Source organism: Rhizobium sp. WYCCWR 11128, assembly GCF_013416305.1.
In the GTDB taxonomy this organism is placed as follows: domain Bacteria; phylum Pseudomonadota; class Alphaproteobacteria; order Rhizobiales; family Rhizobiaceae; genus Rhizobium; species Rhizobium indicum.
In genome coordinates this window covers 135936-148451 of sequence record NZ_JACCEZ010000008.1, presented here as the reverse complement: position 1 = coordinate 148451, position 12516 = coordinate 135936, and the positions used below count along the sequence as shown (strand labels likewise).

General features: G+C 61.1%; 11 protein-coding genes. 5 read left to right on the top strand and 6 right to left on the bottom strand.

Annotated elements, in window-relative coordinates; translation table 11 throughout:
* Positions 1–43: 43 nt before the first annotated feature.
* The gene (locus HX898_RS23360; protein ID WP_180195885.1) at positions 44–1126 is read right to left on the bottom strand and encodes an ABC transporter ATP-binding protein; all 1083 of its coding nucleotides are present in this window, start codon (positions 1124–1126) and stop codon (positions 44–46) included.
* A gap of 241 nt (positions 1127–1367) precedes the next feature.
* Here HX898_RS23360 and HX898_RS23355 point away from each other — a divergent pair, with 241 nt between their 5' ends.
* The 4 genes from HX898_RS23355 to HX898_RS23340 all read left to right on the top strand — a co-directional run bounded on the left by HX898_RS23355 (position 1368) and on the right by HX898_RS23340 (position 4869).
* A complete protein-coding gene (locus HX898_RS23355; RefSeq protein WP_180195884.1) occupies positions 1368–2765 on the top strand; it encodes a PLP-dependent aminotransferase family protein in 1398 nt (465 codons plus the stop codon).
* Between the two features lie 3 nt (positions 2766–2768).
* A complete protein-coding gene (locus HX898_RS23350; protein ID WP_180195883.1) occupies positions 2769–4061 on the top strand; it encodes an FAD-binding oxidoreductase in 1293 nt (430 codons plus the stop codon).
* Positions 4062–4222: 161 nt separating this feature from the next.
* Complete coding sequence (locus HX898_RS23345; protein ID WP_138334589.1) at positions 4223–4474, top strand: AbrB/MazE/SpoVT family DNA-binding domain-containing protein; 252 nt, start codon at positions 4223–4225, stop codon at positions 4472–4474.
* Complete coding sequence (locus HX898_RS23340) at positions 4471–4869, top strand: type II toxin-antitoxin system VapC family toxin (RefSeq protein ID WP_029873484.1); 399 nt, start codon at positions 4471–4473, stop codon at positions 4867–4869. Before HX898_RS23345 ends, HX898_RS23340 begins: the two co-directional genes overlap by 4 nt.
* Before the next feature lie 43 nt (positions 4870–4912).
* On the opposite strand, the gene HX898_RS23335 is transcribed toward HX898_RS23340, so the two are convergent.
* From HX898_RS23335 to HX898_RS23315, 5 genes are all read right to left on the bottom strand, one after another.
* Complete coding sequence (locus HX898_RS23335; protein ID WP_138390229.1) at positions 4913–5890, bottom strand: ATP-binding cassette domain-containing protein; 978 nt, start codon at positions 5888–5890, stop codon at positions 4913–4915.
* 4 nt (positions 5891–5894) lie between these two features.
* Positions 5895–6722 (bottom strand): carbohydrate ABC transporter permease, encoded by an 828-nt coding sequence (locus tag HX898_RS23330; protein WP_138390231.1) that lies wholly within the window; start codon positions 6720–6722, stop codon positions 5895–5897.
* Entirely contained in the window at positions 6719–7597 is an 879-nt protein-coding gene (locus HX898_RS23325) for a sugar ABC transporter permease (RefSeq protein WP_180195882.1), read from the bottom strand. Before HX898_RS23325 ends, HX898_RS23330 begins: the two co-directional genes overlap by 4 nt.
* Before the next feature lie 64 nt (positions 7598–7661).
* Positions 7662–8945 (bottom strand): extracellular solute-binding protein, encoded by a 1284-nt coding sequence (locus HX898_RS23320; protein WP_180195881.1) that lies wholly within the window; start codon positions 8943–8945, stop codon positions 7662–7664.
* A 37-nt stretch (positions 8946–8982) separates the two neighbouring features.
* A complete protein-coding gene (locus tag HX898_RS23315) occupies positions 8983–11304 on the bottom strand; it encodes an alpha-L-rhamnosidase (protein WP_180195880.1) in 2322 nt (773 codons plus the stop codon).
* A gap of 140 nt (positions 11305–11444) precedes the next feature.
* Between HX898_RS23315 and HX898_RS23310 the strand changes: the two genes are divergently transcribed.
* Positions 11445–12503, top strand: coding sequence for a LacI family DNA-binding transcriptional regulator (locus HX898_RS23310; RefSeq protein WP_138334595.1), 1059 nt, complete (start codon positions 11445–11447; stop codon positions 12501–12503).
* Positions 12504–12516 lie beyond the last annotated feature (13 nt).

Here is a 12516-nt window from a genome sequence, read left to right as displayed (position 1 = left end):
TTCCCCTTTTTGTAGCTGCGTTTGCGAAAGAATGAATGTCCGGTCAGGAGAGCGCGAGGACGCGGCAATCCTCCGGCGTCCAGCCGATGACGGTATTCGCGCCTGGCGCATGAACCGGAATGTCCTGGGCGGCTGCCACTTTGATGAAGACGTCGTCGCAGCCACAGGCTGAGACGCGCAACCTGACGTGGTCGCCGTGATAGATGATTTCCTTGAGGGTGGCCGTGAACCGGTTCGGAACATCGGTTGCGGGCGCCAGCTGAATCCGCTCGGGCCTCAACACCAGCGTTGCCCGCGCGCCTTCCTTCAACCCCTCTCCGGCATGGCCGGTGATGATCGAACCATCGGGGGCGCGAATCCGGCAGACGGCATTTTCGATCACGACGACTTCGCCCGATATCGCATTGTTCTCGCCGATGAAGGTTGCGACGAAGGGGTTTGCCGGCGTCTCGTAAAGCTCATGCGGCGGCGCGATCTGCTGCAGGATGCCGTCATTGAACACGCCGACCCGATCCGACATGGTCAGCGCCTCGCTCTGGTCGTGGGTGACGTAGACGACATTGATGCCGAGGCGGGCATGCAGGTGCTTGATTTCGAGCTGCATATGTTCGCGAAGCTGCTTGTCGAGCGCACCGAGTGGCTCGTCCATCAGCACGAGCTGCGGCTCGAAGACGAGAGCCCGGGCGAGCGCGATGCGCTGCTGCTGTCCGCCGGAAAGCTGGTTGGGTCGCCGCGTTTCGAAGCTCGCCATGCGCACCATGTCGAGGGCGCGGCGCACCCGTTCGGTGATCTCAGCCTTGCCCAGCCGGCGCATTTTCAGTGGGAAGGCGACGTTTTCGCCGACGGTCATATGCGGGAACAGCGCGTAATTCTGGAAGACGACACCGATATTGCGGCGGTGCGGCGGGACACTGTCGATCCTGTTGTCGGCAAGCGTGATCGTCCCGTCGGTCGGCGCTTCGAAACCGGCCAGCATCATCAGCGTCGTGGTCTTGCCGGATCCGGAGGGGCCGAGAAGGGTCAGAAACTCGCCTTTGGCGACGTTGAGGTCCAGGCCGCGCACGACAAAGCTGACGCCGTCATAGGATTTACGCACGCCCTCGAAAGCAATGAAGCGCTCGCTCATGAAGTCCTCCTGTTTTGCATCGGCCGGGTCCCTGCCTCTTTGTCTCGATGCCGGGCCATATTGTCTCGGCCTACTTCGGCTTGTCAAGCCACACAAATAATTTTGTGTGGTGGTGGCGGCAGGCTCTCGAAAACATTGGGAAAGCGTGGTATGTCGCACGAAAGCGAGCTGAATCGCAGCGCCTCGGGGATTGATGTGTGCGTCCGGCTTATGGAATTTACGCCGCTGTTACGGGAATTGTATGTCTGAAAGATCGGAAGTGACCCGGACAAATCAGGAGCGGAAAATGCGGATACCCGCCTATCTGGAGCTCGCAAGCGAGCTCGAGGCGAAGATCCGCTCGGGCGCCTTGCCTCCCGGCAGTCAGCTCCCGCCGCAGCGCGACCTGGCGCGAGAGCGGTCGCTCAACGTCTCCACCGTCACGCGCGCCTACCGCGAATTGCAAAACCTCAACCTTGTAATGGGCAGCACCCGGCGCGGCACGATCGTCATGGGCGACGGCGCCATGCCGCGGGTTGACCGGGCAGCGAGCCCGACCGGTGTCATAGACCTGACGGTCAACCGGCCGGCCGTCGACGATTTCCAACAGCGCCTCGCCCAATCCCTGCCGGACCTTTCATCGGACCGGCGCTTCCGCCAGATGCAGGAGTATCAGCCGCCGGAAGGTCCTGCCTGGGCGCGCCACGCCGCGCGAAAATGGATATCGTTCAACGGCTTCGATCCGTCCGAAGACGATATCGTCGTCACCAGTGGTGCCCAGCATGCTTTACTGGCGGTGATCAGCAGCCTGATAGAGCCCGGCGACACCATCGTCTGCGATAGGCTGACCTACTACGGCCTGATCGCGCTTGCCCAGATGTTCCGCTTCCGCATCATCGGCATCGGAAGTGACGATCAGGGGATGTCGGCGGCGGAGCTCGACGATATCTGCCGCCGGGAGAGCGTGCGCGCCGTCTTCACGGTTCCCTCGATGCACAATCCGACCGTCGTCACGATGAGCGAGGCTCGCCGGCGGGAATTGGTCGACGTCGCGGAGAAGCACGATCTCGTCATCATCGAGGACGATGTCTATGGACCGATGCTCGGGACCCGCGCAAGCGCCCTGATCACGCTTGCTCCAACCAGAACCTACCATATATCGGCACTCTCCAAGGCGCTGGCGCCGGGTCTGCGCGTCGGCTATCTCTTGTGCCCGCCCGGCCGGGCGCTGCTGTCTGCCGAGGCGGTCCGCACAACCGCCTGGATGCCCTCTCCGCTACCGCTGCTGCTTGCGACCCGCTGGCTGGAAGACGGCACGGCCGAAGCGATCCTGAAGGCCCAGCTTGCGGAGCTGCGCGCGCGCCATGCGATCGTCACGACGATCCTTGCCGGCCATTCGTTCTCCGCCGATCCGCGCTGCATGTTTTTATGGCTGAGGTTGCCGGCCCCTTGGCGATGCGAGGATTTTGCCGCCAACCTGCGTGCCCATGGCGTTGCCGTCATGGCCGCCACCGCCTTTGCCTGTGACCGCCAGCCGGTCGAGCATGCCGTTCGCGTCAATGTCGGCTGCGCATCGTCGCGGGACGAACTTGCAACGGCGCTACGCATCATCGCCGCCACGCTGAACGATCGTCCCCGCGCTCTGGCGGGCCTGGTCTAGCCGATGAACAAGCCGTTGCCGGAGCTTCAGCCCTTGCCCGACGCCGAGCGTCGGCATGTGGCCGTTGTCGGTGCAGGACTGGTCGGCCTCTGTTCGGCCCTCTGGCTGCAAAGAATGGGGCATCGGATCACGATTGTCGATCCGGCGCCGCCCTTGGGCGATACATCCTACAGGCAGGCCTGTTCCTATGGGAACGCCTGCACCTTTGCCCCGCACGGCGTCGTTCCCGTCGCGACGTCAGGCGTCATCTGGCGAGTGCCTGGCATGCTACTCAATCCCCTCGGTCCGCTGGCGATCGTCTGGAGATACCTGCCGCAACTGGTCCCGTGGCTGCGCGCCTTCCTGGCATCGAGCACGAAAGCCGAGGTCGAGCGGATCGCCGGCACCCTGGCGGTGCTGCTTTCCCACGCCGATGCTGCCTGGCAACCGCTTGTGACGCAGGCAGGCGCCGAACGGCTGAAGCGGCATGACGGCTGCCTGTATCTCTACAAGAGCGAAGCGCAATTCCGGGCGGCTGACGCCGAGAACGGGCTGCGTGAACGCCATGGCGTCGCCATGGACCGGCTGGACCGAGCCGATATCCAGGGTATGGAGCCCAATCTTGCGCCGCTCTACCACAAGGGCGTGCTGTTCCGTGACGCCTATGTGTTTTCCAGCCCCAGGCAACTCGCTTTCGCGCTCGCCCAGGCTGTTATAAGCGGCGGCGGGGAGATCGTCCGCGGCGAGGTCTCGGCCATTGAGCCGTGTGACAATGGCATCTGCCTGCGGATCGCGGACAAGCAAATGCTGACGGACCACGCCGTCGTGGCCGCCGGCGCCCATTCGCGCAAGCTGACCGCATCGACAGGCGATCGTGTCCTGCTCGACACCGAGCGCGGTTATCACGTCTTGTTCCCGCAAGCGGGCCATCTGCTGTCGCGCCCGGTCTGCTATCCCGAACACGGCTTCTACATGGTGCCGATGGCAGATGGATTGCGCGCGGCCGGAACCGTCGAACTCGGCGGGTTTGCCGCTCCGTTGAACCCAAAACGGACCGCGATGATCCGTGACGGCGTGAAAATGCTCCTGCCGGCGGCCGGACAGGGCAGCGACGAGTGGTTGGGTTTTCGCCCGTCCATGCCGGATTCACTTCCGGTGATCGGCAGATCCCGGCACTTGCCCCGCGTCACCTACGCCTTCGGCCACGGCCATCTCGGCCTGACGCTGTCGGCTCTGACCGGCTATCTCGTTTCCCAGCTGGTCGCGGGACAGACCCCGGCTGTCGATCTGACGCCCCTGCGTCCCGACCGGTTCTAAACCGGGTGCATAGAAGGCGGCTCATGCGTCGGCGCTCTTTTCTTCGGTTGGACTGAGCCACACACGAACAGGCATGTGAAGGCAAAGTCCCTATCACTCGAACCTTGAATGTAAGGAAAAATTCCATTACTTTTGTATTGGTTTAAAGTAGGAGATTTTCCATGGCTTCCCTTGCCGTCACAATGAAAGGGCAAATCACGCTGAGACGGGACTTGCTGACGCACCTTGGGGTCAAACCGGGGGAGCGGATCGAATTCGACAAGCTGCCTGGGGGCGAGCTGCGGGTAAAGGCCGCTCGTCCAACGGGGACAATCGACGATTTTATCGGTCGGCATGCTGGCAAACTGAATAAGCCGTTGACCATCGAAGAGATGAACGAAATCGTGGCTTCGGGCTGGGCCGGCGAGGAATGAAAGTTTCAGTCGATACCAACATTCTTGCTCGAGCCGTCCTGCAGGATGATGCTGAGCAGGGCAGGGCAGCGGCAAAGCTCCTCAAGGAAGCATCGCTGATCGCCGTTTCTCTGCCGAGCTTATGTGAACTGGTCTGGATACTGCGTCGAGGAGCCAGGCTCTCAAAGGAAGATGTTTCACAGACGATCCACGACCTGCTCAACGCGGGCAATGTGGCGATGAACCGTCCTGCTGTCGAAGCAGGACTGGCCATGCTGGAGGCGGGTGGTGATTTCGCAGATGGCGTGATTGCCCATGAAGGCGCATGGCTTGGCGGCGAGAGCTTCGTATCTTTCGACAAGCAGGCGGTCGAACTGGTAATCCGCCAAGGCCAACCCGCGCGTCTTCTCGCCTGAAATTCCGCAGGCTCATGAGCGAGACGGCGGGCGGGCGTTAGCTTCAGAATCGATGTTCCGCTCCTTCGACCGGATTTGCCCAGACCGTCATTCCAGGCGCAAACGGCGTCTCGCCTTCGGCGCGCACCACCATCTCGCCGAGTTCGGGAACGTCGAGGTAGAGGATCGCGTCAGCGCCAAGCCGCTCGAGATGCCGAATCCTGCCCTGCCATTGCCCGGCACTTTCCGAAAGCCTGATATGCTCAGGGCGGATGCCATAGGTCGTGCAGTTCAATCGCCGCGCTATCTCGCCGCCATAGAGGTTCATCTTCGGGCTGCCGATGAAGCCGGCGACGAATGGTGTCGCGGGATTGCGGTAGAGTTCCATTGGACTGCCGATCTGTTCGACCGCGCCGCCCTTCAGGACAACGATCTTATCCGCCATCGTCATGGCTTCGACTTGGTCGTGGGTGACATAGATCATCGTCGATTTCAGGCGGGCGTGCAGATCGGCGATCTCAAGGCGCATCTGGGCTCTGAGCGAAGCGTCGAGATTGGATAGTGGCTCGTCGAACAGGAAGACCTTGGGATCGCGGATGATCGCGCGGCCGATGGCGACGCGCTGCCTCTGGCCGCCGGAGAGTGCTTTCGGCTTTCTCTCCAGCAACTGGGTGAGCTGCAGGGTTTCAGCCGTCGCCGCAACCTTGGCGGCGATTTCCGCCTTTGGGCGGCGGGCGAGTGAAAGGCCGAAGCCGATATTCTCTGCCACGGTCATGTGTGGGTAAAGCGCGTAGCTCTGGAATACCATGGCAATGCCGCGCTCCGAGGGTTCGGCATAGGTCACGTCCTTGCCGCCGATGGTCAGCGCGCCTGACGTCGTTTCCTCCAGGCCGGCGATGATCCGCAGCAGCGTCGACTTTCCGCATCCAGACGGGCCGACGAAAACGACGAACTCGCCGGAGGCAACCTCCAGATCGATCCCCTTGATGACTTCGAGGGCGCCAAAGCTCTTGCGAACCTGTTTGAGAGTGAGCTCAGCCATTCTGCTACCCTTTGACTGCGCCGGCCGTCATGCCCGCGACGATCTGCCGGTTGAAGAAGATGAAGACGATCAGCGGCGGGATCGTCACGAGGAGGATGTTCATGAACAGGAGATTGTACTGGCTCGTGTACATGCTCTGGAAGTTATAGAGCGTCAGCTGCACCGTCACGTTCTCCTTGCCTGGAAGATAGTAGAGCGGGTTGGTGAAATCGTTGAAGATCGCGATCGACTGGACGACGATGTTGGTGACGGTCACCGGCTTCAAAAGCGGCAGGATCACCCTGAAGAAAATCTGCCGCGGCTTGGCGCCGTCGATCAGCGCCGCCTCGTCGAGGTCGCGTGGTATGGTCGAAATGAACGACCGGTAGAGCAATGTCGAGAAAGAGAGATTATAGGCGACCTGGATCAGGATCATCCCGGTCATGGTCTTGAAGAGACCGATCTCCTGCAAGAGGCCGATGGTGGGCACGACGGCTGGCGGCATCATCAGACCCATGAACAGGGCAATGGAGGCCACCTTGTTCCAGACGGTCTTGCGACGCTGCATCACATATCCGACCATTGCCGACAGCAGGATCAGGATCGTGACGGAGGCCACGGTGATCAGCGTGGAGTTGAAATAGGCGAGTGCGAGCTGGTAGTCGCGCGCCTTGAAGACGGCGATCAGATTATCCCAGAACAGCCAATACTCGGGCAATTCGAAATCGAGGCGAGAGGCTTCGGATTTCGATTTGACCGCCTGGAGAGCGACGAAAACGAAGGGCATGACGAAGATGACGGCCGCCACCGCAAGGGCTATCGCGCCGGTCACGTAAGGGCGGACGCTCCTCATTCCTCGACCTCGCGCCGGTTGAACCACAGGGTGAATGGCAGGATGATTACGGCGATCAGCGCAAACAGGATAACGTTTCCGGCCGTCGACAGGCCGTAGAAACCCGCCTGGTACTGTTTGTAGATGACCGAGGCGATCACATCGGAGGAGAAACCAGGCCCGCCGCGGGTCATCGCCCATATCAGGTCAAAGGATCGAAGCCCGCCGATCAGCGACAATGTCACTACGATGACAGTGGCGGGACGCACGAGCGGCAGGGTGATCCGGAAAAATTGCTGGAGACGCGTGGCGCCGTCAATCCTCGCGGCCTCATAATAATCGGGGCTGATCGCGGCAAGCCCGGCGATGAAGATCAAGGTGGCGAGGCCGACACCCTTCCAGACGTCGACCAAAGCCACCGAAAAAAGCGCCAGCGCCGGATTGGTGAGCCATCCAGGTCCCGGAATGCCGAGCGTTTCGAGCGTAACATTGATGATGCCCCTGGTCGGATGCATCATCACCGTGAAGGTGATGCCGATGCCGATCGTCGAGACCAGGACGGGAAAGAAGACCAGCGTGCGCAGGAAGCCGCGGGCGAAGATATTGCTGGTCAGCAGCACGGCAAGCAGCAGCCCGCAGACCGTCTTCAGGCCGGAGGTCGTCACCGCGTAGATCAGTGTGTTGACGAGCCCCTTGACTAGGAAGGGTTCGGAAAAGAATTGCCAGAAGTTCTCGAGTCCGATGAATTCAGCCGTCGAAAGGTCCCATCGCGTCAGGCTGAACCAGAGTGACGAGACCGTGGGAACCAGAAACAGCACGCCGTAGATGATTGCGGCCGGAATGAAAAACCACAGCGGGTAGGGCGATTTGCGCGAGCGGGGGCGTGTCTCTGTCATGACTACCTCTTCGATCGGGTGGAACCTCGCCCCTCGGAGCGAGGTCAACTAGCCCGATAGACCGCTACCAGTTGGGCAGGCCGAGTTGCTTGGCCTGTTTGCGCACATCGTCGTCATAGAGTTTTGCCGCGTCGGCAGGCTGGCGAATACCGGAGCCAACCTCGACGGTGATCTGCTCGAGAGCCGGCCCCTTGACCGGCGAAACAAATTCCAGCGCCGGGGTCGTCTTGTCCTTGGCCTCGAAATAGGGAAGCATGTCCTTCACCGCAGGCGGTACGTCGGCAGGCAAACCGCAGCCGTCGATCAAGGGAGGCCCTTGCACGGTGTTGGTTTCCACCATGATCTTGCAGCCTTCGACGCTTCCTGCGAAATCCACGAATTTCTTCGCTTCCTCTGCGTGCTGACTGGTAAGGGGAATGTAGAGGGCGGGCGGCATCCAGACCGTCAGGCCATTCGTCGCCGCGTCGTCGCTCGGCTGCGCGAAGAAACCGACATCTGCGAGGTTCTCGGGATAATTCTGCTTGAGCGCGCCGATTGCGAAGCTCAGCATTGGATAATGCGCTGCCTCGCCCGTTGCCACCATTCTGAGGCCATCGTCATAGCTTGCCGCGCCGAAATCCTCGTTCATCAGGCCAGCGTCGTGAACGTCCTTCAGCCGTTCGAAGCCTTTCATGGCCGCCGGCGTCTCTGCGTATTTCGCCTTGTTGGCAGTGTAGTCGGCGGCGAAGTTCGGCACGGCGGCATGCAGGTTGTAATAGTCCGCCAGAACGAACAGCTGCGAGGTCCAGGTATCGCGATAGGTCTGCGCCACGGCCACCTTGCCTGATGCCTTGACTTTTGCGTTGTTCGCCATGAAGTCCGCCCATGTCTTCGGGACTGACAGGCCGAGGTCCAGGTAGATTTTCCTGTTGTAGAGGATGCCCCCCGCCATCGCCGTGCCGAAGGGAACACCGTAGAGCTTGCCGTCGGCGCGGACGACCGACTTGAAGCCTTCGTCCACCTTCGCCTGCGACGCAAGACCGCTCAGATCGACAAGCGTCTGCGCGGGTTTCAGCGCCTGGAGCAGCGAGCCGGAATTATAGAGAAACACGTCGGACATCTCGCCCGTCGCCAGGCGCGTCTTGATGATGTTGTCACCCTCGCCACCTCCTGCCCGCGGCTCGATTTCGATCGTCACGTCAGGCGCCTTTGTCTGATAGGCGGCAACCAGTGCCTCGGCCGCCGCGACCGTGTCCGGGTTATTGTCGATCAGGAATGACAGCGTGGTTTCTGCATGCGACGGACCGGCCGCGACCAGCGCCAAAAGCGCGGACGCGCCCGCAAGAATGAGCTTTATCCGATGTGTCATGACGTTCCTCCTCTGAACGGTGTGACGTGTATGCTCCTCAAGAACTGGGTAGAGAAAAGACCAGTCGGTGCGTTCCCGGGGCAAGAACGGCTTCCTCGACGACGAGCTCTCCGTTGAGCGACGGGTTTTGATGCCGTTTTCCTGGTCGGAAGCGGCCGATGCAGCCTTCCGGAAGTGTCAATACATAGGTGACTTTGTTGCCGTCGCACTGCCAGCCGGCCTCGATGCGCCCCTGGCTGATATCATGATGGGCCGAAACCGGCGAAAGGGACGGAATCGGCGCCGGATCGACAATGACCTCGGCAAATCCGGGTGCGCTCGGGCTCGGCGAAATTCCGGCGACGCTTTCGAACAGCCATTGGCAGACCGCGCCATAGGCATAGTGGTTATAGCTGTTCATGTCGGGTTCGTAGATGGTGCCGTCAGGCGCCATGGAATCCCAGCGCTCCCAGATCGTCGTTGCCCCCTTCGACACCTGGTAGAGCCAGCCCGGCACATCCTCCTGCAGGAAGACTTTTTCGGCAAGATCGTCCATGCCGAGCTTCGTCAGCGCCGGCAGCAGGGCGGGCGTGCCGATGAAACCGGTGCCGATCTTGTAGTCGGCATCGATGATCACCTGCCGGAAATGCTGCTGTGCAGCTTGCCTGTGCTCTGCCGGTATCAGGTTGTGAAGGAAGGCCAGGGCGTAGGATGTCTGGTCGTTGTGTGCGAGCCGTCCCGCGGGCGTGATGAACTCGTTGGAAAATGTCAGCCGGATCTCGTTTGCGCGCTGTTTCATCTTTTCTTCAAGGGCATGCTCGCCGAGAGTGGCTGCGATCCTTGCCAGAAGGTCGGTCGAGATGAAGTGATAGAGCGTGGCCGCGCAGTCGTCGGCGATCGTCGGACGAGGCTTCCTGTTGTCGCCGACCGGCTGCAGCCAGTCGCCGAAGGTGAAGCCGCGGTCGCCCCAACGCGAGGGCGGACGCACGAGCGGACCATCCGAGATTGACCAGACGAAATCGACCCAGCGCACCATCGAATCCAGGCACTCCGACAGAACGGCCCGGTCGCCGTAATGGGTATAGAGTACCCAGGGGATGACGACGATCGCGTCGCCCCAGCCGGTCGAGCCGGCATAGCCCGGGAAATTGGCCGGATGCAAGCGCGTCGGATCCGGCGAAAAATGTGAGACGGCGCCATCCTCGCGCTGATCGGCCATCACATCGCGCAGATACTTCCTTAGGAAGGATTGGCTGTCGCTCAGCCAGCATGCGGTTGCGGCAAACACTTGGGCGTCGCCCGTCCAGCCCAGGCGTTCGTCGCGCTGCGGACAATCGGTCGGCACTTCGATGAAATTGGCGCGCTGCGACCAGATGGTATTTTCGACGAGTCGATTGACCAGTGCATTGCCAGAGGTGAAACCGCCGGCAGGCTCGGGCACCGACGAGATCGGGATGGACGCGATTACAAGAATCTTCGCATCGCCCTTGATCGTCACCCTGGCATAACGGAAGCCGTGGAAGGTGAAATGTGGCGCGTAGGTCTCGTCGCCGTCTCCCCGCAGCGTGTAGACGGTATGTGCGGCGGCCGTGCGATAGTTGCGATTGTCGAAATGACGGTTGGGACCGAGAACTTCCGAATGCTCCACCCGGACTTCGGCACCGGCAGTGCCCCGGACCGTATATCTGATGTAGCCGCCGGCATTCTGGCCGAAATCATAGATCTTCCTACCCTCATCGTCGGTCCAGTTTTCGACCGCGGCGAGTGGCCGCATCTCGCGCACCGCAGCAGTTTCATGCGCGACGAGCAGCTCTCTGTCGAAGGGCAATCTCTCGGTGCCGTGGGTCTCGACGTAGTTTTCCTGGCGGGCGTCGTAGACTTCGCCGAAATAGATCCCTGACTTCAGGATCGGCAGAACACCGCTTCGCCATGTGGTGTCGGTGGAAAGAACGGTGCCATCAGCTCCGATCAGATCCGCAATGGCGCCGATTCTGTCGCCCCAGCAATTCGGGATCGCCTGGGCGCCCCACATCAAAGGCGATCGGTACCATCCGTCGGCAAGCCAGATCTCGATGCGGTTGAGGCCCGGCTTGAGCAGGTTCGAGATGTCGTATCGCTGATAGGCAAGGCGATCGTCGTAGTTCGTCCAACCTGGGGTCAACAGGTCGCTGCCGACGCGAGCGCCGTTGATGAAGCAGCGGTAGAGGCCAAGTGCGGAGATAAAGAGCTCGACGGGAAGCTTGGCGCCATCATGTTCGAAAGTCTTGGAGACGAAGCTTGCGGCCGTTCCCTGACCGCCATCCGATAGCGGCGCGATCATGTCCCCAGACCAGACGCGCGAAACGAGGTTGCCGCTGATGGCTGCCGGCTGAAAGTTCATCAAGTCCTCCCGACGAGTTGTAGAACGTTCTCCATATAACGTTCTACATTTTCTTCGGAAGCGCAATAGAATTTTCGTTGTCAGTCTGCCATGGTGGTTCTGCGGGCGATGTTGACGATCCGCAGCAAGCCAGAGATTTCATGTCAATCGAAGACAAACAAAAGCCGCAACGAAACGATCGCGTGACGATCCGGACCGTGGCAACTCACGCAGGCGTATCGGTCGCAGCGGTTTCCAAGGTGATGCGAAATGCCTATGGCGTCAGTGATGCGCTGCGCGCAAGGGTGACGGATGCCATCGACGCACTCGCATATCGCCCCTCGCGGGCAGCTAGAGGGCTGCGTGGCCGGAGTTTCACCATCGGTGTGCTCCTGATCGATATCCGCAATCCTTTCCTTCCGGAGGTGATTGCCGGCGTAAACGGGGTACTGGCGCCCTCGCACTATCAGGCGATGATCGGCGTCAGCGATGCGCGCGTGCAACTGGAGACGTCGTTGATCGAGTCGATGATCGACTACAAGATGGACGGCCTTATCCTGGTTGCGCCGCGCTTGCCTTCGGAGATCCTCGCAAAGTTTGCAGTCCAGATACCGATCGTCGCGGTCGGCTACCACGATGCCAGCGCTACGGCCTTCGATACCGTCAACGCAGATGATCAGCGCGGCGCCGAGATCGCCGTCGAAGCGCTTCTTGCCTGCGGCTATCGCGATATCGAAATGCTGAGCCTTGGCGAGCGCCAGGGGCACGCGGTCTCCGTCGTCCGCCAGCGTGAGATCGGGTTTCGCCGGGCGATGCAGCGCGGCGGGCTCGGCTCCTCGCCAGCGATCGGCAAAATTCCGATAGCCTCGCCAAAGCGGGAGCAGGCGATGCGAAAATTCCTATCGAGGAAGGACAGGCCGCGCGCCGTATTCTGCTGGAGCGATCTCGACGCGATCACCCTTCTGAGCCTGGCTATGGAGATGGGCGTGCGCGTCCCCGAAGATCTCGCCGTCATCGGATACGACAATTCGCCGACCGCAGCACTCGGCCTCGTCAATCTCGCAAGCATCGATCAGTCGGGCAGGGAACTCGGTCAGGTCGCAACCCGGGCCCTCATTTCCAGAATAGAAGGCCGCGCCAGCGCCGAGCATATTTTCCAGATACCGTCGCTGGTCAGCCGCGACAGCCTGATTCGTTCCGGCAATGGCACGGACAAATAATAGCGACGGCGCC

What these genes read in the sequence shown, in the direction of transcription:
- HX898_RS23360 (WP_180195885.1), bottom strand. Translation starts at nt 1,126, where the DNA reads ATGAGCGAGCGCTTCATTGCTTTCGAGGGCGTGCGTAAATCCTATGAC.
- HX898_RS23355 (WP_180195884.1), top strand. Translation starts at nt 1,368, where the DNA reads ATGTCTGAAAGATCGGAAGTGACCCGGACAAATCAGGAGCGGAAAATG.
- HX898_RS23350 (WP_180195883.1), top strand. Translation starts at nt 2,769, where the DNA reads ATGAACAAGCCGTTGCCGGAGCTTCAGCCCTTGCCCGACGCCGAGCGT.
- HX898_RS23345 (WP_138334589.1), top strand. Translation starts at nt 4,223, where the DNA reads ATGGCTTCCCTTGCCGTCACAATGAAAGGGCAAATCACGCTGAGACGG.
- HX898_RS23340 (WP_029873484.1), top strand. Translation starts at nt 4,471, where the DNA reads ATGAAAGTTTCAGTCGATACCAACATTCTTGCTCGAGCCGTCCTGCAG.
- HX898_RS23335 (WP_138390229.1), bottom strand. Translation starts at nt 5,890, where the DNA reads ATGGCTGAGCTCACTCTCAAACAGGTTCGCAAGAGCTTTGGCGCCCTC.
- HX898_RS23330 (WP_138390231.1), bottom strand. Translation starts at nt 6,722, where the DNA reads ATGAGGAGCGTCCGCCCTTACGTGACCGGCGCGATAGCCCTTGCGGTG.
- HX898_RS23325 (WP_180195882.1), bottom strand. Translation starts at nt 7,597, where the DNA reads ATGACAGAGACACGCCCCCGCTCGCGCAAATCGCCCTACCCGCTGTGG.
- HX898_RS23320 (WP_180195881.1), bottom strand. Translation starts at nt 8,945, where the DNA reads ATGACACATCGGATAAAGCTCATTCTTGCGGGCGCGTCCGCGCTTTTG.
- HX898_RS23315 (WP_180195880.1), bottom strand. Translation starts at nt 11,304, where the DNA reads ATGAACTTTCAGCCGGCAGCCATCAGCGGCAACCTCGTTTCGCGCGTC.
- HX898_RS23310 (WP_138334595.1), top strand. Translation starts at nt 11,445, where the DNA reads ATGTCAATCGAAGACAAACAAAAGCCGCAACGAAACGATCGCGTGACG.